The sequence below is a fragment of the Tenacibaculum sp. MAR_2010_89 genome, assembly GCF_900105985.1.
Taxonomy (GTDB): Bacteria; Bacteroidota; Bacteroidia; order Flavobacteriales; family Flavobacteriaceae; genus Polaribacter; species Polaribacter halocynthiae.
This window is the reverse complement of the sequence record NZ_FNUB01000005.1, coordinates 790938-816559: the sequence shown is the minus strand read 5'-3', so window position 1 is coordinate 816559 and position 25622 is coordinate 790938. Positions and strand designations below refer to the sequence as shown.

Annotated in this window: 25 protein-coding genes and 1 riboswitch; of the genes, 12 read left to right on the top strand and 13 right to left on the bottom strand. The window is 29.9% G+C overall.

Features of this window, described 5'->3' with window-relative positions; all coding sequences use genetic code 11:
- Positions 1-27 precede the first annotated feature (27 nt).
- The 4 genes from BLV71_RS07320 to BLV71_RS07310 form a co-directional block, all read right to left on the bottom strand.
- Entirely contained in the window at positions 28-252 is a 225-nt protein-coding gene (locus BLV71_RS07320) for a hypothetical protein (protein WP_143032767.1), read from the bottom strand.
- Positions 253-535: 283 nt separating this feature from the next.
- A complete protein-coding gene (locus BLV71_RS18535; protein ID WP_158530817.1) occupies positions 536-700 on the bottom strand; it encodes a hypothetical protein in 165 nt (54 codons plus the stop codon).
- Between the two features lie 116 nt (positions 701-816).
- Positions 817-2406 (bottom strand): vitamin K epoxide reductase family protein, encoded by a 1590-nt coding sequence (locus tag BLV71_RS07315; RefSeq protein ID WP_093869911.1) that lies wholly within the window; start codon positions 2404-2406, stop codon positions 817-819.
- Positions 2407-2524: 118 nt separating this feature from the next.
- Entirely contained in the window at positions 2525-3211 is a 687-nt protein-coding gene (locus tag BLV71_RS07310) for a response regulator (protein WP_093869910.1), read from the bottom strand.
- Between the two features lie 327 nt (positions 3212-3538).
- On the opposite strand from BLV71_RS07310, the gene BLV71_RS07305 reads away from it, so the two are divergent.
- A complete protein-coding gene (locus BLV71_RS07305; protein ID WP_093869909.1) occupies positions 3539-5074 on the top strand; it encodes a YifB family Mg chelatase-like AAA ATPase in 1536 nt (511 codons plus the stop codon).
- A gap of 71 nt (positions 5075-5145) precedes the next feature.
- Entirely contained in the window at positions 5146-5892 is a 747-nt protein-coding gene (locus BLV71_RS07300) for a helix-turn-helix transcriptional regulator (RefSeq protein WP_093869908.1), read from the top strand.
- Between the two features lie 60 nt (positions 5893-5952).
- Here the strand turns inward: BLV71_RS07300 and BLV71_RS07295 are convergent, their stop codons facing one another.
- Positions 5953-6546, bottom strand: coding sequence for a hypothetical protein (locus BLV71_RS07295; protein ID WP_093869907.1), 594 nt, complete (start codon positions 6544-6546; stop codon positions 5953-5955).
- Between the two features lie 186 nt (positions 6547-6732).
- Between BLV71_RS07295 and BLV71_RS07290 the strand changes: the two genes are divergently transcribed.
- Positions 6733-7743 (top strand): TlpA family protein disulfide reductase, encoded by a 1011-nt coding sequence (locus BLV71_RS07290; protein ID WP_093869906.1) that lies wholly within the window; start codon positions 6733-6735, stop codon positions 7741-7743.
- A gap of 123 nt (positions 7744-7866) precedes the next feature.
- Here BLV71_RS07290 and ahcY read toward each other — a convergent pair whose 3' ends face one another.
- Entirely contained in the window at positions 7867-9183 is a 1317-nt protein-coding gene (gene ahcY / locus BLV71_RS07285; RefSeq protein WP_093869905.1) for an adenosylhomocysteinase, read from the bottom strand.
- A gap of 61 nt (positions 9184-9244) precedes the next feature.
- On the opposite strand from ahcY, the gene BLV71_RS07280 reads away from it, so the two are divergent.
- Genes BLV71_RS07280 through arfB form a run of 6 tightly spaced genes read left to right on the top strand, consistent with a single transcriptional unit; the run spans position 9245 to position 12842 of the window.
- The gene (locus BLV71_RS07280) at positions 9245-9874 is read left to right on the top strand and encodes a 4'-phosphopantetheinyl transferase family protein (protein WP_093869904.1); all 630 of its coding nucleotides are present in this window, start codon (positions 9245-9247) and stop codon (positions 9872-9874) included.
- Between the two features lie 25 nt (positions 9875-9899).
- Complete coding sequence (locus BLV71_RS07275; protein WP_143032766.1) at positions 9900-10919, top strand: hypothetical protein; 1020 nt, start codon at positions 9900-9902, stop codon at positions 10917-10919.
- A 28-nt stretch (positions 10920-10947) separates the two neighbouring features.
- The gene (locus tag BLV71_RS07270) at positions 10948-11208 is read left to right on the top strand and encodes a thiamine-binding protein (RefSeq protein WP_093869902.1); all 261 of its coding nucleotides are present in this window, start codon (positions 10948-10950) and stop codon (positions 11206-11208) included.
- Positions 11192-11824 (top strand): nicotinamide riboside transporter PnuC, encoded by a 633-nt coding sequence (gene pnuC, locus BLV71_RS07265; RefSeq protein ID WP_093869901.1) that lies wholly within the window; start codon positions 11192-11194, stop codon positions 11822-11824. The genes BLV71_RS07270 and pnuC overlap by 17 nt, the downstream gene beginning before the upstream one ends.
- Complete coding sequence (locus BLV71_RS07260; RefSeq protein WP_093869900.1) at positions 11785-12441, top strand: AAA family ATPase; 657 nt, start codon at positions 11785-11787, stop codon at positions 12439-12441. The genes pnuC and BLV71_RS07260 overlap by 40 nt, the downstream gene beginning before the upstream one ends.
- Positions 12441-12842: an alternative ribosome rescue aminoacyl-tRNA hydrolase ArfB gene (gene arfB / locus BLV71_RS07255; RefSeq protein WP_093869899.1), complete on the top strand. Its 402-nt coding sequence runs from the start codon at positions 12441-12443 to the stop codon at positions 12840-12842. The genes BLV71_RS07260 and arfB overlap by 1 nt, the downstream gene beginning before the upstream one ends.
- 44 nt (positions 12843-12886) lie before the next feature.
- Here arfB and BLV71_RS07250 read toward each other — a convergent pair whose 3' ends face one another.
- From BLV71_RS07250 to BLV71_RS07240, 3 genes are read right to left on the bottom strand one after another with little or no spacing between them, the layout of a single operon-like run.
- Positions 12887-14428, bottom strand: a complete 1542-nt coding sequence (locus BLV71_RS07250; protein ID WP_093869898.1) for an acyl-CoA carboxylase subunit beta — start codon at positions 14426-14428, stop codon at positions 12887-12889.
- Positions 14418-15866 (bottom strand): acetyl-CoA carboxylase biotin carboxylase subunit, encoded by a 1449-nt coding sequence (gene accC / locus BLV71_RS07245; protein ID WP_093869897.1) that lies wholly within the window; start codon positions 15864-15866, stop codon positions 14418-14420. The genes BLV71_RS07250 and accC overlap by 11 nt, the downstream gene beginning before the upstream one ends.
- 1 nt (position 15867) lies before the next feature.
- Positions 15868-16356, bottom strand: a complete 489-nt coding sequence (locus BLV71_RS07240; protein ID WP_093869896.1) for an acyl-CoA carboxylase biotin carboxyl carrier protein subunit — start codon at positions 16354-16356, stop codon at positions 15868-15870.
- 100 nt (positions 16357-16456) lie between these two features.
- Positions 16457-16558, top strand: a riboswitch (TPP riboswitch).
- 146 nt (positions 16559-16704) lie between these two features.
- On the opposite strand from BLV71_RS07240, the gene BLV71_RS07235 reads away from it, so the two are divergent.
- Entirely contained in the window at positions 16705-19056 is a 2352-nt protein-coding gene (locus BLV71_RS07235; protein WP_093869895.1) for a TonB-dependent receptor, read from the top strand.
- A 34-nt stretch (positions 19057-19090) separates the two neighbouring features.
- On the opposite strand, the gene BLV71_RS07230 is transcribed toward BLV71_RS07235, so the two are convergent.
- The 3 genes from BLV71_RS07230 to BLV71_RS07220 all read right to left on the bottom strand — a co-directional run bounded on the left by BLV71_RS07230 (position 19091) and on the right by BLV71_RS07220 (position 21772).
- Positions 19091-19513: a hypothetical protein gene (locus tag BLV71_RS07230; protein WP_093869894.1), complete on the bottom strand. Its 423-nt coding sequence runs from the start codon at positions 19511-19513 to the stop codon at positions 19091-19093.
- Between the two features lie 74 nt (positions 19514-19587).
- Positions 19588-20559, bottom strand: a complete 972-nt coding sequence (locus tag BLV71_RS07225) for a zinc metalloprotease (protein ID WP_093869893.1) — start codon at positions 20557-20559, stop codon at positions 19588-19590.
- 157 nt (positions 20560-20716) lie between these two features.
- Complete coding sequence (locus BLV71_RS07220) at positions 20717-21772, bottom strand: zinc metalloprotease (RefSeq protein ID WP_093869892.1); 1056 nt, start codon at positions 21770-21772, stop codon at positions 20717-20719.
- Positions 21773-22177: 405 nt separating this feature from the next.
- On the opposite strand from BLV71_RS07220, the gene BLV71_RS07215 reads away from it, so the two are divergent.
- Positions 22178-22879, top strand: a complete 702-nt coding sequence (locus tag BLV71_RS07215; RefSeq protein WP_093869891.1) for a Bax inhibitor-1/YccA family protein — start codon at positions 22178-22180, stop codon at positions 22877-22879.
- A 100-nt stretch (positions 22880-22979) separates the two neighbouring features.
- Here the strand turns inward: BLV71_RS07215 and BLV71_RS07210 are convergent, their stop codons facing one another.
- Positions 22980-24191 carry an aminotransferase class V-fold PLP-dependent enzyme gene (locus BLV71_RS07210; RefSeq protein WP_093869890.1) on the bottom strand — a complete coding sequence of 404 codons (1212 nt, stop codon included), beginning with the start codon at positions 24189-24191 and terminating at the stop codon, positions 22980-22982.
- A 91-nt stretch (positions 24192-24282) separates the two neighbouring features.
- Between BLV71_RS07210 and BLV71_RS07205 the strand changes: the two genes are divergently transcribed.
- The gene (locus BLV71_RS07205) at positions 24283-25620 is read left to right on the top strand and encodes a serine hydrolase domain-containing protein (RefSeq protein WP_093869889.1); all 1338 of its coding nucleotides are present in this window, start codon (positions 24283-24285) and stop codon (positions 25618-25620) included.
- Positions 25621-25622 lie beyond the last annotated feature (2 nt).

Genomic DNA, 25622 nt, shown 5'->3' with positions numbered 1-25622 from the left:
TCTATTTTTTAATAATAACGAAAATGTTTAAGCCCAAACATCTCCTCCTCCACCAGAGCCTCCACAATTAGGATGGTTATAAATTATAGATGGAAAGTTTAAGGTACAATAAGAACCTTGCCCACCATCTAAAACCCATGATGTTCCATTACAATGGTAACTACAAAGTCTTAAGCCTTTTCCTCCTCCATTAACTTCTTTTTGTTCAGTAATATTTAACTTTTTCCCTAAATTTAAAATTGATTTTTTCATAAATAATTGTTTTAATGTTTTATTAAAATAGTTTAACACAAACTCCTAAAGAGTTACAATAATCAAAGCCAAGCTTTTACACTCATCTTCAGAACCTGGATCACACATAGCAGGAAAACCTCCTATCACTTCCTTTTGTTCAATAGTATTTAACTTTTTCCTAAAAAAATTCGATACTTCATATCTATATTATTCTCTTATCATAAGTAATTATTAGAAATTTTTCTAATTTCATCCTTATAAAAACACCTGTATAATAACAAGACTTAATTATCTTATTTTATTACCCACCAATAACAATACATTGTTGATTGCGTATTACAATACAATATCTATCAGAAATATTAGGACATAAAGGGATAAAACTACAGATACCTATACCTCCTTTAATTTTTTCTTGAGCCGTCTTATCTAGTACTTTTCCTAAATTTAAAATTGATTTTTTCATAATTAAAATAATAAGATTACTTTTGCGGCGAACATTTTAAGACACTCACCGAGTGTGTCTATTCTTCGCGAGAGAATATGTTTCAAATTCAAAGCCCTTTTTAGGGCTTTGTCTTTTTATACTTTACTTATTGTAATTTGACTATTTTCTTCTAGTTCTTCGATGAAGAAAATTAAATCTGATCTATTGTATTCTTTTGGAAATGACCTTCCATTTATTAAAATTTCTGGAGTGAAATTAATAGCATTGTTTTTACACCATTCTTTTTCTCTTTCTAATTCAGATAAAAAGTAGTCGCTATTATTAGTCGCTCCCCATTTCTTTAACCATAAATCAACATTCCCTTCTTCATAAATCTCACTCATAGCTTCTAAACATTCTTTTTGTTTATTGTTGTTATAGAGCTCTAATAATCGACTAGTTACTTTTACTGCATTACCACTTTTATCTTCAGTGTTTATATTAAAACGTATTCTTATTTTAACCGAATCATTATATTTATGTAAAATCTCATCTACTTGTTTATGAACTGGTTTACAATGACCACAAAAAGGATTGGTTACAACAACTATTTCTAAATTTGAGGTTGGATTTCCAAAAACAATCTCTTGGTTTTTATCAAATGTTGTATTTATTTGAGGGGATTTATTTAGCATACCTTCAAACAAAGTGTAGTTTCTTTTAAATTTAACTCCTTCTATTTTTTCTTTTCGTAATTCTGTTACTTCAGAGATAAGAGGTTTTACATAACTCCATCCCAACCATGTACTTGTTCCTATAATTGCTAAAACAACATAATCACTAGGTACAAAGCTAGAAATATAAGTATTTGTTAGTATAGGAATTAATGCTTGTACCCATAATAAACCAACAATACTCAAACACAATAAACACCACTTTTTTACTACTGCATATTGATAATAAATTGAATATAATGTTATTGGAACTGCTACTAAACTTAATGTATAAGAAACAGCTGGTGTGGCTATTTCTAAAAAGGTTAAAAGGGTTAATGTTGAAAAATATAAAATACTGAAGTCGCTTAGTTTATACCCTTTTATTATTTCTGCGCCTTTTGAAGTAAGAACTGCATCACAATCTTTTTTATCATCTGCTCCAGAACAAAAAGCATCGCCAATAGAAGTTTGCAAGCCTAATTCTTGTTTTAAGATAGCTACACTAACCACAATTCCTACTATAGATAGCAATAAATGAGAAATACTAAAAACTGAACCAGTTGTTTTTAACACTAAGAAAACTGCTAACATACTTATGATTCCAAAACCTACATATTGAGGAATCTTACTAGTTTTTTTACTAGTTTGTATTGTATCTGTTTTCTCAACAGCTACTATAATCCCTGTAAACTTCTTTAAAAACTCTTCTTCTGATATCTTTTCTTTTTTGCCTTCTGTGGTATATAAAATATAATCACTTTTCTTTTTTTCAACTACAGTTAAGTTCTGTCCAGTACTATCATTTACTTGTACGATATAACAAGAAGGTAATTGCTCTAGTGTTTCTGAGTTAACAGGAACATCTGCTGCTACATTTTCTATATTAAAATGATCTAACACTCCTGTTATAGCGTGTAAACTAGGATACGATGGATGACTCTGTATTTGAAATCTTAACTCTTCTTTATCAAAAGAGATTTTATTTTTTCTAAGTAATTGCTCTACTAAGGAACTTAATGAATTTTTCAAAACGGTAGTTTTTTAAGCTATTTTTAAGATTATTATCAAATTTATCTTTAAAAAAATATAAACTTGATTTTTTTTTGATAAAAAAAGTAAGGATAAACATTACTTTCAATTATTCAGATTAAATAAAGCCATTTTCTTTGGCTTTCAATATCAATTCTCTATGTCCTTTTTCTTTCACATTGAATATCTTTTTTAAATGTCTCTTTCTTTTTTCGATAGCTGCTATTGATAAAGGAATATACCCAAGCATATCTTTTACTTTTGCTCCGATAGATAACTCATACAATATTTTCCTATCAACATCGTCTAACAAAAAGTCAGTTGAAACTTTCTTTCTTAATAATTTTAAAACTGTTTTACTATAAAAAGGAGGATCACTTACTACTTCATTAATAGCTTTCACCAACTCTTTAAATGTAATATCACTCTTTATTAAAAAACCTTCAGGATTTATACTCCTAAAAACACTATGAATTCTATATTTATTATCATTAGTAGTAGATAAAATCACTTTACAACTTGGAAACATATCTCTTATTAAGATTCCTAAATCTTCTCCTGATATTATCTTTTTATTATTAGACGGAAATAGCTTTAAATCTAGAAAGACTAAATCAATTTTTTCCTCCCTATCATAAAATGTTTTTATGATTTCACATGCATCATCGCAGTTGTGGATCGTAATAAAATCAAAATCATATTGATTATCATTATAATTACTCACATTAATGAATGCCCTTTTATATGCCTCACACATTAATGGGTAATCATTAACTATTAGAATAGTCAATTTTTCTTTTCTCATAAAATAAAAATTTAAAATAAGTACAATAGCAATTGTAAACCTAGATAATAGAGAGTAATCTCTACTTATAGGAAGTTATAGTTTCTTGAAATGAAACTTAAAAATAAGATATAACCGAACCTTAATATCTTTTTAAATAAGTTATCAAAAAAAGAAAGAAGGTTTGTAAAGTTAGAGATATTACTGATTAATTCAAAAAGCAATAAGGCTATTACATATTATTTAACTTTTTAAAGTTAAAAAAATTATATCAATCACCTCTTTTTTAACCTAATAAGAAGTTAAAACTTGTTTAAAAAAATATATCTTTAACAAAAAAAGAAAAAAATGCTAGTAAAAATCTATGGATCTGCCGTATTTGGCATTGAAGCAACTACAATCACGGTTGAAGTAAATATTGACAAAGGTATAGGATATCATTTAGTAGGCTTACCTGATAACGCTGTTAGAGAAAGTTCTTATCGAATTTCAGCAGCTTTAAATAACAACGGTTACAAACTTCCAGGTAAAAAAATTATTATAAACATGGCTCCTGCTGATATACGTAAAGAAGGAGCATCGTACGATTTAACTCTTGCTATAGGAATTCTTGCTTCATCTAATCAAATAAAATCTGAAAAAATTGACCAATACGTTATAATGGGTGAACTTTCATTAGATGGAAGCTTACAACCTATAAAAGGTGCATTACCTATTGCGATAAAAGCAAGAGAAGAAGGCTTTAAATATTTAATTCTTCCAAAAGAAAATGCAAAAGAAGCTGCAATTGTAGATAATTTAGAAATCTTAGGAGTTGACAATATTTTAGAGGTTATCAATCATTTTAATAATGATAAAAAAATTGAACCAACTATTGTTGATACAAGAGCTGAATTCTATAAACATATTGATTTTCCTGAATTTGATTTTTCTGATGTTAAAGGTCAAGAAAGTATAAAACGTTGTATGGAAATTGCTGCAGCTGGCGGACATAATATCATTTTAATTGGCCCTCCTGGATCAGGAAAAACAATGTTAGCAAAGAGATTGCCATCCATTTTACCTCCAATGACTTTACATGAAGCATTAGAAACTACAAAAATTCATTCTGTTGTTGGTAAAACCAAAAATGAAGGGTTACTTTATAACCGGCCTTTTAGAAGTCCTCATCATACTATTTCAAATGTTGCCTTAGTTGGTGGTGGTCAATATCCTAGGCCAGGAGAAATTTCACTTTCTCATAATGGTGTGTTGTTCTTAGATGAACTTCCAGAATTTAAAAGAGACGTTTTAGAAGTTATGCGGCAACCTTTGGAAGACAGAGAAGTGACGATTTCAAGAGCAAAATTTACAGTTACCTATCCTAGTAGTTTTATGTTAGTTGCAAGCATGAACCCTAGTCCTTCAGGGTATTTTAATGATCCAAATGCTCCAGTTACTTCATCACCAGCAGAAATGCAACGATATTTAAGCAAAGTTTCTGGTCCCTTATTAGATCGAATAGATATTCATATTGAAGTAACTCCAGTTCCTTTTGACAAACTATCAGATGACAGAAAAGGAGAGAATAGTAAAAGTATAAGAGAACGAGTTACTAAAGCTCGTGAAAAACAATCTACGAGGTTTAACAATTTCGAAAACATTCATTACAATGCTCAAATGAATGTAAAACAAATTCGAGAATTTTGTAAACTATCTGAAGAAAGCAAACAACTTCTTAAAACTGCTATGGAAAAACTAAACCTTTCTGCTCGTGCTTATGATAGAATTTTAAAAGTATCTCGTACTATTGCTGATTTAGATGCTGCTAATAGTATAGACTCAAACCATATTGCTGAAGCCATTCAATATAGAAGCTTAGATAGAGAAGGTTGGTTAGGGTAATAAATACAAATAAACAATACTTATTGTTAGGCTATATTATAATGTCATATTAATTATAACTTAACAAAATTATGGTAGTACATGAAACAACTTATTTAGAAGTTTTTTTCGACCAACCAAATGATTTATTCATTCAAACATGGAAAACATCTCCAAACACAAAAATTATTTTTAAAGGTGAAATGCTAAAATTTGTTCATAAATACATAGAATATTCTCCTTCAAAAGCTCTTTGGTTGCATGAAAATTTTAAATTTATGATAGACTTAGAAACAAAAAAATGGACAGAAAAAAATGTAATAGTCCCTTGTGTTAAAGCTGGCAACAAAAAACTAGCTTTTGTAGTGAGTGAAAATATATTCTCTCATTTAAGTGTATTAGATAGTTTTAAAGGAACAAAAATAGATTCTCCAAAACATTTTCCAAACAAATCTTTAGCCATGGAATGGATATCTTCCAATACATTTAACACCCTTGAGGACAACGTTGAACCTTATATTTCATTTAACGGAATAGACGAACAAGGTAATGTGGTGTTAAAATTTAAAACAAATTCAGAAACTTCTAATCTTTTAAAATCTCTAAAGAGTATTATAGAAGTAGAAAAATTTAAACAAAAAAACTATTTAAAATTCCTTTCGCTTACAAAAAGAGAAAAGGAAGTTTTATTTAAATATATACATGGTGAATCTTTAAATACAATTTCAGACTCATTGTATATTTCAATTTACACAACAAGAACACATTGGAGAAGCATAAAAAGGAAATTAAAAATCCAGTCAAATTACAATCTAATAAAATACTTATGCTATTATTAAACAAGTAAACTTAAATTTTAAAAGCTATCGAATAAAAATTCATCCGATAGCTTTTATTCATTAGTTATTCATTGTTAATGATGGAATTTGGACACAAGGCTCATCTGGGAAAAAGACTAAGGGACCTACATTTGTATTTCCACAACATATTTTTTGAAACAATCGTATTTCACAGTTTGAATTTGCAATTTCTTGTTGATGATCACAAAAAGCTTGTTTTTTTGACGCACAGTTCCCTGGATAGGTAGTATTATTCAATTCAAATGAATTTGGTAAACAATTATCAAACACAGCAGGAATTGGAGGGACAGAAGGATCAAAAGGAAAAGGGCTTATAGGATAATCACCTGTAAAATTCAACTCTTTAGAATTTGTATAATAAATAGATTTCCCTTTATACTTAATAAAGTTAAGTTGATTTCTTGAACTTCTTCTTAACCAATTATACTGATTAAGTGTCATCCATAAAGTAACTTCTTCTTTAGCTATTTTATCTTTAATTTTTATATAACCCCAACCATTAAGATTAGTAGCTTCATCTTTTTTAAAAACAACTTCGTTTTCAGTTTTAGAATTACTTGTTAAAGCTAATTCCTCATTTTTTGTACAACTTAGTGCTAAAACTAACACTAACGATAAAATAAGTTTTTTCATGATTATTTGGTTTTGATTATTCATACAACAAAATTCAAATAATAGCCTCTGAAAATCAATACCTAAAATTGACTATTTTTTAATATAAATCACTTTTCTTAGTACTTCTTTTAGGTTTATATGGTTCATTAAATATTTATTACCTTAGTCGTCTACTATAAACTATTAATTTTAAATTAAACTAAAATGAAAAAATTAATTTACCTAGCAATTGCCTCTATTGCTATAGTTTCTTGTAAACAAGAAGCGAAAGATTATGTTACTTTTTCAGGAAAAATAACAAATAAAAATTCTGACTCTATTGTTGTTGCAAATCGAGCAGGCTTTAAAAGAGTAATAAAAGTTGACGAAAACGGTGCTTTTAAAGACACTATGAAAGTAGTTAATGGAGTTTATTCTGTTTTTGACGGTAAAGAATTTGCTACAACATTTTTAAGAAATGGTGATGATATAAAATTAACATTAGACGCTAAACAATTTGATGAAACCATTTCTTATACTGGTAAAGGTGCTGGGGAGAGTAATTTCATAGCAAAAACTGCTTTAGCTCAAGAAGAGTTTTTCAAGGATGAATCTCTTTTCAAATTACCTAAAGCTGAATTTGACGCTAAAATAAAATCATATATAGATGGTTTTAATTCAAGACTTGTAGCAAAACCATTAGATTCTGCTTTTACAGCGAATCAAACAAAAAACATTTCAGGTCTTAAACCGTATTTAGACAGTAGATATGCTCAAGAAAAATACATGGCTGAAACCTTAGCTAAAGGATTAGTTTCTCCAAAATTTACAGAGTATGAAAACCATAAAGGAGGAAAAACTTCTTTAGATGATTTAAAAGGAAAATACGTTTATATAGATGTTTGGGCAACTTGGTGTAATCCTTGTAAACAAGAAATCCCTTATTTAAAGACCGTAGAAAAGAAATTTCATGATAAAAACATTGAATTTGTAAGTGTTTCTATCGATCAACAAAAAGACCATGATACTTGGGTAAAAATGGTTAATGATAAAGAATTAGGTGGAGTTCAATTATTTGCTGATAATAACTGGAATTCTAAATTTGTAAAAGACTATGCTATTTCTGGAATTCCAAGATTTATTTTAGTTGATCCAGAAGGAAATATTGTGAATGCAAATGCTCCAAGACCTTCTAGTCCTGAATTAGTTAAATTATTTGAGTCTTTAAAAATGTAATAGACAGTAATAATTAATATACAAAAACTCGCCCATTGGCGAGTTTTTTAGTTACATAAGAATTAGCACAATAAAAAAACCTCTCAAATTGAGAGGTTTTAATTTAATAAAATAAATTATTAATTAGTATCTATAATGTTCTGGTTTAAAAGGACCTTCAACTGTAACACCAATATAAGAAGCTTGATCTTCACGTAATTCAGTTAACTCTACACCAATTTTAGCTAAATGTAATTTTGCTACTTTCTCATCTAAATGCTTAGGTAACATATATACTTCATTTTCATAAGCATCACGATTAGTCCATAATTCAATTTGAGCTAATGTTTGGTTAGTAAATGAGTTAGACATTACAAAACTAGGGTGTCCAGTAGCACATCCTAAGTTTACTAAACGACCTTCAGCTAAAATAATAATGTCATTTCCGTTTACATTATACTTATCAACTTGTGGCTTAATAGTATCTTTAGTATGTCCATGGTTTTCATTTAACCAAGCCATATCAATTTCATTGTCAAAATGCCCAATATTACATACGATGGCTTTGTCTTTTAATGCTTCAAAATGACGAGATTGAACGATGTCTTTGTTACCTGTTGTAGTAATTACAATATCAGCATTACCAATAACAGTTTCTAATTTTTTTACTTCAAAACCGTCCATTGCAGCTTGTAACGCACAAATTGGATCAATTTCAGTAACAGTAACAATACTTCCAGCTCCTTTAAATGAAGCAGCAGTACCTTTACCTACATCACCATATCCACAAACAACTACACGCTTACCTGCTAACATAATATCAGTTGCTCTACGAATTGCATCAACTGCAGACTCTTTACATCCGTATTTGTTATCAAACTTTGATTTAGTAACTGAATCATTTACGTTAATCGCTGGCATAGGTAATGTTCCAGCTTTAACTCTATCATATAAACGGTGAACACCAGTAGTAGTTTCTTCTGATAAACCATTAATTCCAGCAGCTAACTCAGGATACTTATCTAATACCATATTAGTTAAATCACCTCCATCATCTAAAATTAAGTTTAATGGCTTTTTATCTTCTCCAAAAAATAAAGTTTGCTCAATACACCAATCAAACTCTTCTTCTGTCATATCTTTCCAAGCATATACTGGAGTTCCAGCAGCAGCTATAGCAGCAGCAGCTTGATCTTGAGTAGAAAAAATATTACATGAACTCCAAGTTACCTCAGCACCTAAAGCTTGTAATGTTTCAATTAAAACCGCAGTTTGAATTGTCATATGTAAACAACCAGCAATTCTTGCCCCTTTTAAAGGTTGCTCGTCTTTATACTCTTCACGCAAGCTCATTAAACCTGGCATTTCAGCTTCTGCCAATTCTATTTCTTTTCTTCCCCAATCTGCTAAAGAAATATCTTTAACTTTGTATGGTACGTATGCAGCGGTATTTGTGCTCATATTTTTGTATATTTATTATCAAATTTTCGAACTGCAAAGTTACAAAATAACTTTTTAAATTATGCCACTTTACAAAATAGTAACAATTAGTAATAGCACTAAAGCCTTGATTTGGAAGATTGAAGAATCATTTAATGATTTGTTAAAAGAAATTCAATTAACCGAAAAAAGCGCTAACAGACTAAATGGAATGAAATCTGAACTGCATCAAAGAGGTTTTTTAAGTATTCGTCACTTATTAAAAGAGGTAGGATATACAGATAATGATTTAATTTATGATGAATTTGGAAAACCGCATTTAAAAGACGGAAAACATATTTCAATTACCCATTCTTTTACTTTTTCTGGTATTATTATTTCTGATGAAAAACCTGTTGGTATTGATATTGAGAAAAGAAGAGATAAAATTGTAAAAATTGCTCATAAGTTTACTCCAATTGAAGAATACAAATCAATTGCCAATCACGATGCTTTAGTAAGTAAACTTACCATTGTTTGGGGGGCCAAAGAAAGTTTATATAAAATTTACGGGAAGAAAAAATTATTGTTCTTGGAAAACATTTACATTGAAGACTTCCCTTTTAACAGTAATAAACAAACCACTGGTAAAATATTATACGAAGGTATAACCTCACATTATGATATTCATTTTTTAGAAATAGATGATTTCACCTGTGTTTATGCGTATTAGTTTTGGTATAGGTTTTGATTAACCATTGAAAACAATATCAAAACTAATTGCCATGAAACTACGTTACCTTTTATTTTTACTTCTTCCTTTTTTTGTTACTAGTTGTAAAAAAGAAAATCAAAAACCATTTATACCTAAGAATCATTTAGCTGATTTTATCACAGAAAAATCTCAGTTTTTTGATTTAGATACTATCGAATTTAAAGAAATTATAGGTAAATATGGAACAAAAATCAGATACGTGAGAGATTACTTTAACTTAAAACAAAATGATAAAGTTCAATTAGAGTTAATCGAATTATATGATTTTAATGAAATATTATATAGAAATATACAAACACTTACAACTGATAATGAACTTTTAGAAACTTCTGGAGTTTTAAAAATAGTGTTTACCTCTAATGGTAAAAAGTTAAACCTTAGAAAAGGAGAAAAGATTATTGTATACCCTCCTAAAAGGAAATTAAAAAATAATACTATTTTTCTTTCAGAATCAGATCATACAGGGAATATAAAATGGAAAATTACAAGTCAGAATTACCGCTTATTTTCAATTTATAGAGGTGGTGGAATTTGGATAGAAACACTTATTGATAAAGATTCAATACCTTATTACAAAAAAATAAATTTAAATAGTATAGGTCATGAAACCTATGAAAAATATCTTTCCAAAGATTTAATAGTTAAGGACTTTTTTATTCTTAATCAAAATGATACAAACTGGATTAATATTGATCGCTTTGTTAAAAATACATCTAAAATTAATTTTAAGTTAAATGATAAGTCTAATAAATTCTCAGGCTTCGATTCCTATATAGTTTATAAAAACATAAATTCATTTATACACGAATCTAAATTCGAAAATGATATACTTTTTGAAAACATCCCAATAAGTGGAACAACTTACATTATTATAGTTGGAAGTTATAGAACTCAAATTTATTATGATAAAATAACACTAAATGAAAAGTTAGATAATTCAGAGATACAATTAAACATGAAAAAAACAACAAAAGAAGAATTGAAGAATTTATTCAAGCAATAGATTATCTTTACTTTTTTAAATTTAAACAATGAAAATATCTGTTGAATTGACTTTAACCCCTCTTCAAAATGAATTTGAAGAACCAATAATAAACTTTATTAAAAAACTAAGAGCATCTGGTTTAACTATACTTGAAAATCCATTGAGTACTCAAGTTTATGGAGATTATGATCAAGTAATGCAGTTAATTACTTCCGAATTAAAAAACTCGTTTGAACTCATAGACAATGGAATCTTATTAATGAAAATTGTAAAATCTGACCGTAGTAACTATGAACCAAGTTTTTGATTTTCTTTTTAGCCAATACGCTAACTCTTCTACACTTGACATTTCTCTTGAAATTATAGCTGTTTTTTTTGGTTTCTTATCTGTTTGGTGTTCTAAGAAGAATAACATTTGGGTTTTTCCAACAGGAATGATTAGTACTTCCATTTTTGTATACTTATTACTAAAATGGGGATTACTTGGTGATATGATGATAAATGGTTACTATTTTGCTATGAGTGTATATGGTTGGTATATATGGACACGTAAAGTTGATGCATCTCATGTTACACCAATATCAAGAACAACCACTAAAGAAAAGAAAGTGAGTATCCTTATTTTCTTTGCTACCTTAATTTTTGTGTATGCTGTGTATACTTATTTCGACAAATGGAATAACTGGACTGCATATGTTGATACCGTTACAACAGCAGTATTCTTTGTAGGTATGTGGTTAATGGCTAGAAGAAAAATTGAGAACTGGATTTATTGGATTATAGGAGACCTAATATCCGTTCCTTTATATTGGTATAAAGGCTTTACATTTACTAGTATACAATATTTCTTTTTTATATTCATTGCAGTTTTAGGTTATATAGCATGGAAAAAAAATATAGACAACAACAAATCAACCTTGTAAAGGTTGTATTATTTGGACCAGAAAGTACTGGAAAAACAACACTTTCTGGGCAATTAGCACGTCATTACAATACGGTATGGACACCTGAATTTGCACGTGAATATTTGCAAGACAAATGGAATAACGAACGTAAAACTTGTGAACAAGAAGACATACTTCCTATAGCTGAAGGTCAAATAAAATTAGAAAATGAATTAGCTAAAAAAGCAGACAAAGTATTAATTTGTGATACTGATTTATTAGAAACTAAAGTATATTCTGAAGAATATTATGGAGGATTCGTTGATCCTGTTTTAGACAGCGCTGCCCTATCTAACACCTATGACATTTACTTTCTAACATACATAGACACTCCTTGGGAAGCCGATGATTTACGTGATAAACCCGAAGAACGCGAAGAAATGTTTAAAGCTTTTGAAAATACATTAAAGAAATACAACAGACCTTATGTTTTATTAAAAGGAGACAAAGAAACTCGTTTAAAAAAAGCAATAACTATTATTGATAATTTACTTTCTAAAAAAGAAAATTTATATTCTTTTTCTGATAGTTTAACTGATTTAGATATGCATTTTATGCATCAAAATATCGATTCTAACAATTTTTCTTTACAATAGTGAATATTGCTGAGTTATTTAGAGAGCTTACCTTCAAAGCTACAAGAAGTTCTGGTGCTGGTGGACAACATGTAAATAAAGTTTCATCAAAAATTGAACTATCTTTTGATATAAAAAATTCTATAGGACTTTCTTCTAGAGAAAAAGAATTACTTTCTAAAAACTTAGCACATCGATTAACTAAAAATCATTTCCTTATTTTATTTTGTGATGATACTCGTTCACAACACCGAAATAAAGAATTAGCTATTAAAAGATTTATTGAATTAATTAAGCTCAATTTAATTCGTCCTAAAAGTAGAAGACCTACAAAACCTACTAAAAACTCTATAAAAAAAAGGGTAGAAACTAAAAAGAAGAATTCTTTAAAAAAAGCATTACGTAAAAAACCTAAAATATAATATTGCATGAGTTTATTAAAATAAACTCATGCAAGTACTATTTATTACAAAGGAATATTCCCGTGTTTTCTTTTGGGTCTTTCCACTTTTTTACCTTCTAACATTGCAAAAGCTTTTATTAACTTTCTTCTTGTTTCTTCAGGTAATATAACTTCATCTACAAATCCACGTTCAGCAGCTGTATAAGGATTTGCGAATAACTCAGCATATTCTGCTTCCTTCTCTAACAATTTAGCTTCTTTATCTTCAGCTTCTGAAATTTCTTTTTTAAAGATAATTTCACTTGCTCCTTTAGCTCCCATTACAGCAATTTCAGCAGCAGGCCAAGCAAAATTCATATCAGCTCCAATATGTTTAGAGTTCATTACATCATAAGCTCCTCCATAAGCCTTACGAGTAATCACACTAATTCTTGGAACAGTAGCTTCACTTAAAGCATATAATAATTTTGCTCCGTTTGTAATAATTGCGTTCCATTCTTGATCTGTTCCTGGTAAAAACCCAGGTACATCAACCAACACTAATAAAGGAATATTAAAACAATCACAAAAACGCGTAAATCGAGCTGCTTTTTTAGAACTATTAACATCTAAACATCCAGCTAAACTCATTGGTTGATTTGCAACAATTCCGATACTTCTACCACCTAAACGAGCAAAACCAACTACAATATTTTCAGCATAATCTTTATGTATTTCAAAAAAAGAGTCAGCATCTGCAATTCCATTAATAACCGCTTTCATATCATACGGTTTATTTGCATTCTCAGGAACTATACTCGCTAATTCTTCTCTAAACTCATCTCCTAGCGTAAAAGGAATTTTCTGAGTCGTTTCTTGATTGTTTTGTGGCATATAACTCAACAATGTTTTGACATCTTCTAAACATTGTACATCATTAACAGCTGTTAAATGAGTTACTCCTGATTTTGTTGAATGAGCACTTGCTCCACCCAACTCTTCAGACGTTACTTCTTCGTTCGTTACAGTTTTAACAACATTAGGTCCTGTAACAAACATGTAACTAGAATTCTCTACCATAACAGTAAAATCAGTCATCGCTGGTGAATAAACCGCTCCTCCTGCGCAGGGTCCCATAATAGCTGAAATTTGAGGAATTACTCCTGAAGCTTGTACGTTTCTGTAAAAAATATCTGCATATCCTCCTAATGAGCGAACTCCTTCTTGAATACGTGCGCCTCCTGAATCATTTAACCCGATTAAAGGAGCTCCTATTTTCACAGCTAAATCCATTATTTTACATATTTTTTCAGCATGAGTTTCAGATAATGACCCTCCAAAAACAGTAAAATCTTGTGCAAAAACATATATTAAACGTCCATTTACTGTACCATATCCAGTAACTACACCATCTCCATAAAACTTTTGATCTTCCATTCCAAAATCTTTAGTTCGGTGTGTTACTAAAATACCTACTTCTTCAAAAGAACCTTCATCTAATAAATAATGTATTCGTTCTCGTGCAGTAAGCTTTCCTTTTTGATGCTGACGGGCGATTCTTTTTTGACCTCCTCCTAACTTTGCTTCTGCTATTTTTTCTTGTAATTGTTCTATTTTAGATTTCACGAGTTGGTACTTTTAAAATTTGTTGTTCTTTTAAATATTGTTGTAATGCTATTTTAGCTGCAATTTTAGCCTCAATCTTGAAGTTTTTTTCTAAACTTTCAGGTGTATAAAACTTTTTCACAAAATGTGTGTCAAAATTACCTGAAATAAAAGCATCATGCTCACAAACAAACTTACCAAAAGGTAATGTAGTTTTTATTCCTTTTATTTTATAGTTAACAATGGCTTCTTTCATTAACTCAATGGCTCCTTCACGGGTTTCACCATAAGTAATTAATTTTGAAATCATAGGGTCATAATAAATAGGAATTTCCATACCCTCTTCAAAACCATCATCTACACGAATGTTTTTTCCAACTGGTGCTTGATACTTTTCCAAAATTCCAATACTTGGACTAAATCCTTCTAACGGATCTTCTGCATAAATACGTAATTCCAATGCATGTCCTTTAATTTTTAAATCTTCTTGAGTAAACGACAGTGCTTCTCCTCTAGCTATTTTTATTTGCTCTTCTACCAAATCTACTCCAGTTATCATTTCTGTTACTGGATGCTCTACTTGCAAACGAGTATTCATCTCTAAAAAATAGAAATTCTTGTTTTCATCTAACAAAAATTCAACGGTACCAGCTCCTAAATAATCACATGCCTTCGCTACCTTTATTGCAGCATCTCCCATTTTTTGACGAATTTCTGGTGTTAATACACTAGAAGGAGCTTCTTCAACTACTTTTTGATGACGTCTTTGAACTGAACATTCACGTTCAAATAAGTGTACTACATTCCCATGACTATCTGCGAGTACTTGTATTTCAATATGGCGTGGAGAGCCCACATATTTCTCAATAAAAACTGAACCATCACCAAAAGAAGATACTGCCTCAGATATTGCACGTTCCATTTGCTCTTTAATATCTGCTTGTTTTTCAACAACACGCATCCCTTTTCCTCCTCCTCCAGCAGACGCTTTAATAAGAATTGGATACCCTATTTCATTTGCTACTTTTTCAGCATAAGACACATCGGTAACGGCTTCATCTATTCCTGGTACCATAGGAATATTATATGCTTTTACAGCTTCCTTAGCTGCTAACTTACTACCCATTACTTTTATAGCTTTTGATTTTGGACCAATAAAAGTAATTCCACTTGCTGCTACAGCCTCGCCAAATGCGGCATTTTCGCTTAAAAAACCATATCCAGGATGAATTCCATCTACACCTAATTCTTTAGCAACTGCAATAATTTTATCTCCTAACAAATACGATTCATTAGAGGGTGCTGGTCCTATACAAACTGCTTCATCAGCAAACTTAACATGTGGTGATTTTCTATCTGCTTCTGAAAAAACAGCTACAGTTTTAATTCCCATTTTTTTAGCTGAACGCATTACTCTTAACGCAATTTCACCTCTATTTGCAACTAATATCTTCCTCATTTTACGCTTCCATTTCAATTAAAACTGTATTTTTTTCTACTTTATCTCCAACTTTAATGTCTATCGATTTAATAATCCCGTCTCGTGGAGCTAATAATGTATTTTCCATTTTCATAGCTTCAAGTACCAAAATACCTTCATTTTCTTTTACTTCCTGGCCTACAACTACATCAATAGAAACAATAAGTCCTGGCATTGGAGCCTTAACATCATTCTCTTTCTTTTCTAAAGAGGCTTCCATTCCTAACTCATTAATTAATATATCTAACTCATCAGAAACTTTTATTTCGTACACATTTCCATTAATTTGAATTGAGTACTTTTTCTTATTAAAATCACTCTTAAGAAGCGCTGCTTCAAAAGTTTGATTATTCTCTATAACGTGATAACTTTTATTTGATTTTTCAACAATATCTAATGAGTTTATTTCATTCTCATTAAAGTTAAAATCATATAATTCATTAACGTTTATTTTAAATGGTTTATTCATAAATAAAAATAGATTACGACTACTAAAGTATCAAATTAAATCTTGACCTAATAATTCTTTTTAATCATTTCTAATTCAAAAATCCGTCATACATTTGTGCCGTTCTCATAAAGGGGTGCCTTAAAAATTAAAATTAGGCTGAGATCATACCCATTGAACCTAGAACAGGTAATGCTGTTTAGGAAAATGAATGTCATAAACAAGTAATTAAAAAATTACGATACTAATTATTGGTAAAGAAAATTACACTTCATCAATGTTATAAAATGGCAACTAATTATTCAATAACAAACCATAGAATAATTACCTCTTTTTATTCCATTTTATTTTAACAAAAAAATGAGACCGATGTCTTTTATTAAACAAGTGAAGAGAGTAGCTTTTTTAATGGTATTATTTGCAACCTTAACTGCAAATGCACAATCTTTTATTTTATCAGGTAAAGTAGTTGATAGTAAACAAAAGGGCTTAGAAGGAGCAACTGTTGTTGTAAAATCTATCAAAAAAGGAACAATTACTGATTTTGAAGGTGGTTTTAAATTAAAATTAGCAAAAGGTACTCACTCTATTGAAGTGTCTTATGTTGGTTTTAAAACATTAATACAGAACGTTACGTTAACAAGTAACGAAAATTTTATTTTTCAATTAAACTCAGACACTGATCTTTTAGATGAAGTTTTAGTATCAGCAGTACGTGTAAAAGCAGACGCTCCTGTTACTCACTCTAATTTATCAAAAAAAGAGATTGCTAAACGTAATTTAGGACAAGATATTCCTATCTTAATGAATTACTTACCTTCTGTAGTAACTACTTCAGATGCTGGTGCTGGAATTGGTTACACAGGTATTCGTGTGCGTGGTTCAGATGCAACACGTGTAAATGTTACTATTAATGGTATTCCTTATAATGATAGCGAAAGCCAAGGAACTTTTTGGGTTAACATGCCTGACTTTTCATCATCTACACAAAGTATTCAATTACAAAGAGGAGTAGGTACATCAACGAACGGTGCTGGTGCATTTGGTGCTAGCTTAAACGTACTAACTGATAGTGACTCTGATGAAGCTTATGGTGAAATAGCTACTTCATTTGGTTCATTTAACACACAAAAATACACTGCAAAAGCTGGTACTGGAAAATTAAATGACCATGTTAAGTTTACAGGACGTATTTCTAGAGTTAGATCTGATGGATTTATTGATAGAGCTTCTTCAAATTTAAAATCTTATTTCTTACAAGGAAGTTATGTTGATGATAATACGTTAATTAAAGGACTTGTTTTTGGAGGTCATGAAATTACATATCAATCATGGAATGGTGTTGATGCAGCTACTTTAAAAACTAACAAAACTTTTAATTCTGCAGGTGCTTTATATGATACTAACTGGAATGTAATAGGATATTATGACAATGAGGTTGATAATTATAAACAAGATCATGCTCAATTACACTGGAATCAAAAATATAATGAAAATTTATCATCAAATATTGCGTTGCATTATACTTTTGGAAGAGGTTTTTACGAGCAATATAAGCAAGGTGCAAGTTTTTCAAGTTATAACCTAACACCTATTACTATTGGAGGGCAAACTATTAACTCTACTGATTTAGTAAGAAGAAAATGGTTAAGAAATGACTTCTACGGAATTACCTATAATTTAAATTACAAAAATGATTATTTAGATATTCTTTTTGGAGGTGCATGGAATCAATATAAAGGAGATCATTTTGGTGAAGTTATTTGGGCTCGCTATGCATCATCAAGTGAAATAAGAAATCGCTATTATGATAACTATGGAAATAAAGAAGATTTTAACCTTTTTGTAAAAGCTACTTATAAAATGAGTGATCAATTATCTTTATTTGTTGATCTTCAAAACAGAAACGTGAACTATAAAGCTAACGGAGTACAGCCTAACTTAGTAAACGATACATTTAATTTTTTCAATCCTAAAGCAGGGTTCAATTTTAAATTCAATGATAATAACAGCTTATATTTTTCATTTGCACGTGCACAAAGAGAACCTAACAGAACAGATTACGAAAATGGGAATCCAAAACCTGAAAAGTTAGATGATTATGAATTAGGATGGCGTTTTAACTCAGGTAACATTAAAGTTAATACAAATGTTTACTATATGGCGTATACTGACCAATTAGCGTTAACTGGTGAAATTGACAACGTAGGATCTTTTATTAGAGCTAATATTGGTGAAAGCTATCGTTTAGGATTAGAAGTTGATGCTTCTATAAAAATAACTGATTATCTAAACGTTACCCCTAATTTTACAATTAGTAAAAACAGAAATGTTGATTTCAAAGAAACTACAGGAACAATTTTAAATAACTTAGGGAATACTAGTATTTCATATTCTCCTGAATTTATTGCTGGTAATGCTATTAATGTGCAACCTATTCAAAATTTAAACATAGCTTTTTTATCTAAATACGTAAGCTCTCAATTTATGAGCAACAATGAGTTTAAAGACTCAAAGTTAGATGGTTATTTTGTGAATGACTTGAATATTAATTATACTATAAATACAACTTCTATATTCAAAAATATTGTTATATCAGGATTGATTAATAACATTTTCGATACAGAATATAGCTCTAATGGATACATGTGGGGAACAACTCCATATTATTTCCCACAAGCTGGCACAAACTTTTTACTTGGAGCCACGTTAAAATTTTAATCATAAAAAAACCGAGCAATTTGCTCGGTTTTTTTTATTCTGCTTTATTCAAACTAAAAAGCAGTTTTACTATTTTTTTTAATTCATTAGGTGGATACCCTTCATCAAATGTTGAAGATTTGTATGATGCTCCTCCAGTTTTTACAGCTAAATTAGCATGCAAAACACGATCTGTAGCTCTTTTATTACTAGGTGCCTTTAATGAGTTTATATTCTTAAGTGATAAATCACTTAACATCTGAACAAGCTTATCTCTATTTACTTTAGATAAAGGAACTTCTTTTGTTTCTTGATTGTTTTTAAAGTATACACTATTTTGAGTTACTTTAATAACATGCTCACTTCCTCTTGTTCTTGCTTCGTAAGTAATTTCAGTAAAATCATTTACTTTTTCTTGTGCAAAACTATTCATCGCCATAAAAAATATGATTGATGTTATTTTTAATAAATACTTCATGTTCCTTTTATTTTGTGATAAATATAAAAAAAGGTGCCTAAAAAGACACCTTTTTAATAAAATAAATATTTTTATTAGTCAGCCATAGTAGCTCTAAATCCTCCTGGAGCAAAAACTGCATCCATTCTTGTTTTTTGACCTTGCGTAAACATGTACATACAATTATCATCAGAATAGTCCATGAAATTCATTGTCATATTATTACTACCACACTCATTTGTAGGATAAGAAGGACAACCTCTACTTGGACCATCTGCATCTGGTGTATCAGCAACAAAATCACTAGCACCACATCCTCCATCGCCCCAAATATGACGTAAGTTTAACCAGTGTCCAACCTCATGAGTTGCTGTTCTTTGGTTTCTTCCAACAAAAGGAGCAGCTAAAACAACTCCATCAGTAGACCAGCTACCTCCTGGAAATTGTGCATATCCTAAAATTTGACCTGTTTGATATGGCATATAATTAACTATCCAAATATTTAAAAATTCTTGTGGATTAACTACATCACTACCTCCTGAAGAAGCAAATTTCATAGAATCATCTGGTCTCCAACGTCTTTTCTTTTTATTTTGAACTCTAATTACACTTTCAATTACAAAATCAACTTCAACATTCGCTTCAACACCTGCAAATTCAGCTGGTAAAGATCCTCTGTTTGGATTTTGAAGGTTAAAATCTTCATTCATTGCTGTTATTTGATCTTGCAATACTGCCAATGACACGTTTTCACTAGAACGCTTATAGATTACGTGAAACACCACTGGTATTTGAATTTTTCCATTTACTAATCTTTGAGAAAACTCACCTTTTTTTACTTTAGAAACATATTCATTAGTAAAACTTTCAACAGCTTCCATTTTACCTTTTAAAGAAGGATCATTATTCATGTTTTTACCTAAAACATCCATTGTAAAACATTGCTTTTCTGCTTTTTGCAATGAAGTTGTCTCAGTAAATTCGCTTTCAATAGGGTTTTGCTCATTGGTTTCACATCCAATTAAAACACTAGCAACTACTGCTAGAGATAAAATAAGTTTTTTCATCTTTTAAAATTTTAAATTTTAATTAATATTAGTTAAGAGTTTAAAAAGCACTAATACTTTAATGATTACTTAATAATTAAGACAAGAGGGAAACTTAATAAGAATTATTAAAGAAGGGATATAAAAAAAGCGCTATTTTCATAGCGCTTATATATTTTTAGTTGATCATTGAAGCTCTAGCTCCACCAGATTGAAAGATAGCTCTCATTCTTGATTTTTGACCTTCTGTAAACAAACTCATACATGCATCATCCGTATAATCCATATAGTTCATTGTCATATCATTTGAACGACAGTTTACAGTTGGATATGATGGACATCCATAGTTAGGAGCATCAGAAGAAGGAGTATCAGCAACGAAATCATCTTGACGACATCTACCATCTCCCCATATATGACGTAAGTTTAAATAATGACCTACTTCATGTGTCATAGTTCTACCACCATCAAATGGAGAAGAAACATAACCTGTTGTACCAAAATATTGTGGTGCACAAACAACACCATCAGTAGAAGAGTTTCCTCCAGGAAATTGTGCATAACCTAAAATTCCACCACCAATATTACATACCCAAATATTTAAGTGAGTTTCTGGTGTTACAGGAGGATAAGCTGACTTTACAGCATCATTAGTTCCCCAAGAAGTTCTAGAATTAGAATATCTAAACGTACCTGCTAATGAGAAAGTAAATTCTGAATCAGCAGCAACCCCTGCAAATTCTGAAGGAGTATTACTAGCATCAGAATTAGTCTTTCTAAAATCATCATTAAGCACACTCATTTGAGAAGCTATTTGAGTATTACTAATATTTTCGTTTGAGTTACTATACACAACATGTACATAAACAGGAATATTGATAACACCTAAGTTGTCAGGTGTAGTTCCACCGCCACCGCCACCGGTACCACCGCCGCCGTTTCCATTTCCACCACCGTTACCACCTTTCTTACCAGCGATTAACTTTCTTGTAGCGTACTCAACATCGTACATTTTTTTGTAAAGCTTTGGGTTTTCTTTAAGCTGTCTGTTTAGAACTTTCATTGAATGACATTGATCATTCCCCCCTCTATGTTGAACTTCATCAGTTTGAACATAGAAATCACTCATGTCAACCGGCACTTCTTGACCTAAAACTTCGTCATTCTTTGACTCATCTTGACACCCCATTAGAACAGCAGTTGCTACTGCCATTGTTAAAAAAATTTTTCTCATGTTAATAAATTAAAATTAATTATATACTGTTTGTCAAAAAACCATCTATAAAACCTAAAAGGTTAAAGAAATGTTAACTTATTACCGAAAAGATAAAATTAGAAGGGTTTTCTTAACGATTTGCAAGATATAATCTTTTTTTAATAATAAAAACACTTTTTTTTAACAACAAAAATGTATAAGAACCCTTTTAAATATCACTACTGAGCTCCTTTTAACAAATTCATAAAACCAAACGTTAAAATCAAAAAAGATTGAAAAAACGTCAAATAATCACTTAAATAATTAAAAAATTAAACAAATTAATGCAATTATGTTGCATTTTAAACATTAAAAATAACAAATAATAAACTAACTTTTTAGTATTAGTTATTTATAAATATCTTTACAGAAAATTAAATATTTATGGAAAATTCATTCAACAACAAAGTATTAGTATCTCAATTATCAGGAGCAGAAAGAATCGCTTTTTACAAAAAGACCTATGCGCATGTAGCTGGTGGTGTATTACTTTTTGTTTTATTCGAATACTTATTACTACAAAACGCTACCATTGTAGAGTTTACGTTATCTATGACTCAAGGGTATAAATGGTTACTTTTATTAGGTGGTTTTATGCTTATTACAAACTATGCTGAAAGTACTGCTTTAAAAACTACAGATAAAAATTTACAATATTTAGCATATGCAGGTTATACTTTTGCTCAAGCTTTTATATTTATTCCGCTTATTTATATTGCAATTTCTTATACTAACAATTTTGACTTATTAAAACAAGCGGCTATAGTAACATTAGGGTTGTTTGCTGGTATTTCTTCTATTGTTTTTATTACAAAAAAGGATTTTTCTTTTATTAGTGCAGGATTATCTATTGGCTTTTTTATTGCTATTGGTTTAATGATAGCTGGTATGTTATTTGGATTTAACCTTGGATTATGGTTCTCTGTAGGAATGTGTGTATTAGCTGGTGGTTCAATATTATATCAAACATCAAACTTAGTTCATAAATTTTCTAATGAAGATTATATTCCTGCTGCAATGGGATTATTTGCTTCTTTGATGCTTTTATTTTGGTATGTATTGCAAATTTTCATGTCAAGAGATTAATAAAAACTTATAACAAAAAATAAAAAAGCAATGTAATTTACATTGCTTTTTTATTTATATCATTTTTTGATTTCAAACAAACCTTATCTAAATCAATTAGTTAAGACAACATCATTTTTGCTTTTTTAACAGCATTCACCAAAATATCAATTTCTTCTTTTGTATTGTAAAAAGAGAAAGAAGCTCTTATTGTTCCAGGAATACAATAAAAATTCATTATAGGTTGAGCACAATGATGCCCAGTTCTAACTGCCACCCCTAATTTATCCAAAATAGATCCAATATCATACGGGTGAACTCCTTCTATATTAAATGAAATAACAGATGCTTTATTGGTAGTTCCATATATTTTTAATCCATCTATTTTTTCTAACTCTTGAGTTCCATAAGCTAACAATTCGTTTTCTTGTTTAGCAATGGCATCAAAACCTATTGAATTCATATAATCTATAGCAACTCCAAAAGCAATACCTCCACAAATATTTGGAGTCCCTGCTTCAAATTTATGAGGTAAACCTGCATACGTGGTTTTTTCAAAAGTTACTGTTTCAATCATCTCTCCTCCTCCTTGATAAGGTGGTAATTTATTCAATAGCTCTTCTTTTCCATACAAAAGTCCAACACCAGTAGGTCCACACATTTTATGAGCAGAAGCTACATAAAAATCAACATCCAACTCTTGAACATCTGGCCTAATATGAGGACAAGCTTGTGCACCATCAATCAAAACATAAGCACCAAATTTATGAGCGGCATGAATCATTTCTTTAATTGGATTAATGGTACCCAAAGCATTAGAAACATGATTACAAAACACCAATTTTGTTTTAGAATTTAATAGCTCATGATAAGCTTCCATTTCTAATGAACCATCTTCAGCCATAGGGATTACTTTTAAAACTGCTCCTGTTTTTTCACATAGCATTTGCCACGGAACAATATTAGAGTGATGCTCTAAAGATGAAACAATTATTTCATCTCCTTCTTTTAGTAATGAAGCAAATCCAGATGCAACAATATTTACACTATGTGTTGTTCCAGCTGTTAAAATTATCTCATAAGAATGTTTAGCATTAAAGTGCTTTTGAATTTTAAGACGTGCCTCTTCATACTTATCAGTAGCTTCTTGACTTAAAGTATGAACTCCTCTATGAATATTTGCATTGTAATTAGAATAATAATCAACAATTGCATCTATAACTATTTGTGGAGTTTGTGAAGTAGCACCATTGTCAAAATATACTAATGGCTTTCCATGAACCTCACGATTAAGAATAGGAAAATCTGCTCGAATTTTTTCTATACTAAACATATTATCATCTAATTTAAAACAAAGGTAATACTTGGTTTTTAAAAATGAGAACAATCAATTAAATTATTACATTTGCTAAAAAACATTGATAATGAAACTCCTAAAAAGAATACTTCTTATTATTTTAGTTATAGTAATAGCTGTAGTTTTTTATAATTACTCTAAGTTAAACATATTAGCAGGGTATTCAGCAAAAAACACCGCTTCTTCAGTTTTTGTTGCAGGCCGAAATTTAGCTTTTACTGATAGTACAGACAATAATTTTTCTCCAATTAATTTAACTTCAGATAAAATTAATTTAGAAGAAAAATCAGCAACAGGTTCTGCTTTTGGCTTATTAAAAAGAAAAGCTATATACAGAAAAGGGTTAGGAGCTGTTTTAATTACTGACGATTTTGACACCTCTGCACCGTATTTAACACCTAATAGAGAAACTTCAGATAACTTAACTCCATACCCTTATGGAAACGCACCTCAAAAGGATTCGGTTTTTGCAAATATTGACTACAATAAGCTACATAATACTGTTAGCTCTATATTTAATGAAACCAATAAAACTAGAGCTGTAGTTGTTCTTTACAAGGATAAAATTATTTCAGAAAAATACGATAAAGGTTTTACTAAAGATTCAAAGTTATTGGGTTGGTCTATGACAAAAAGTATAACCTCAACCTTGTTTGGAATTTTACAATGTAAAGGTGGAATTAATGTCATGGATAAAGCTCCTATAAAAGAATGGCAAAATGATGATCGTAAAAACATAACCATACATAACCTGCTTCAAATGAATTCAGGATTAGAATGGTTGGAAGATTACAATACAATTTCTGATGTAACAAAAATGTTATTTTTAGAAAAAGATGTTACTAAAACCCAAATAAACAAACCATTAGTTGGTAAACCAAATGAAACTTGGAATTACTCCTCTGGAACCACAAATTTACTATCTGGTATTTTACGTAGTCAATTTTCTTCACATCAAGAATATTTAGATTTTTGGTATAGTGCTTTAATTGATAAAATAGGAATGAATTCTATGATTTTAGAAGCTGACATGAGAGGGAATTATATTGGTTCTTCTTATGCTTGGGCTACCCCAAGAGATTGGGCTAAATTTGGATTATTGTATTTACATAATGGGCATTGGAATGGTAAAAATTTATTTGATAAGGATTGGGTTACCTATGCAACCACACCAACACCTACCTCTAATATAAAAAAAGAAGGTGGTTACGGTGCTCAAATATGGTTAAACACAGCTAAAAGATATCCTGATGCTCCTACAAACATGTATTCTTTTAACGGATATAAAGGACAAAATGTATTTATTTTACCTGATCAAGAATTAGTAATTGTTAGAATGGGATTGACTAAAAACGCAGATATTAATGTATTTTTGAAAAATATAATTTCATCTATAAAAAACTAATA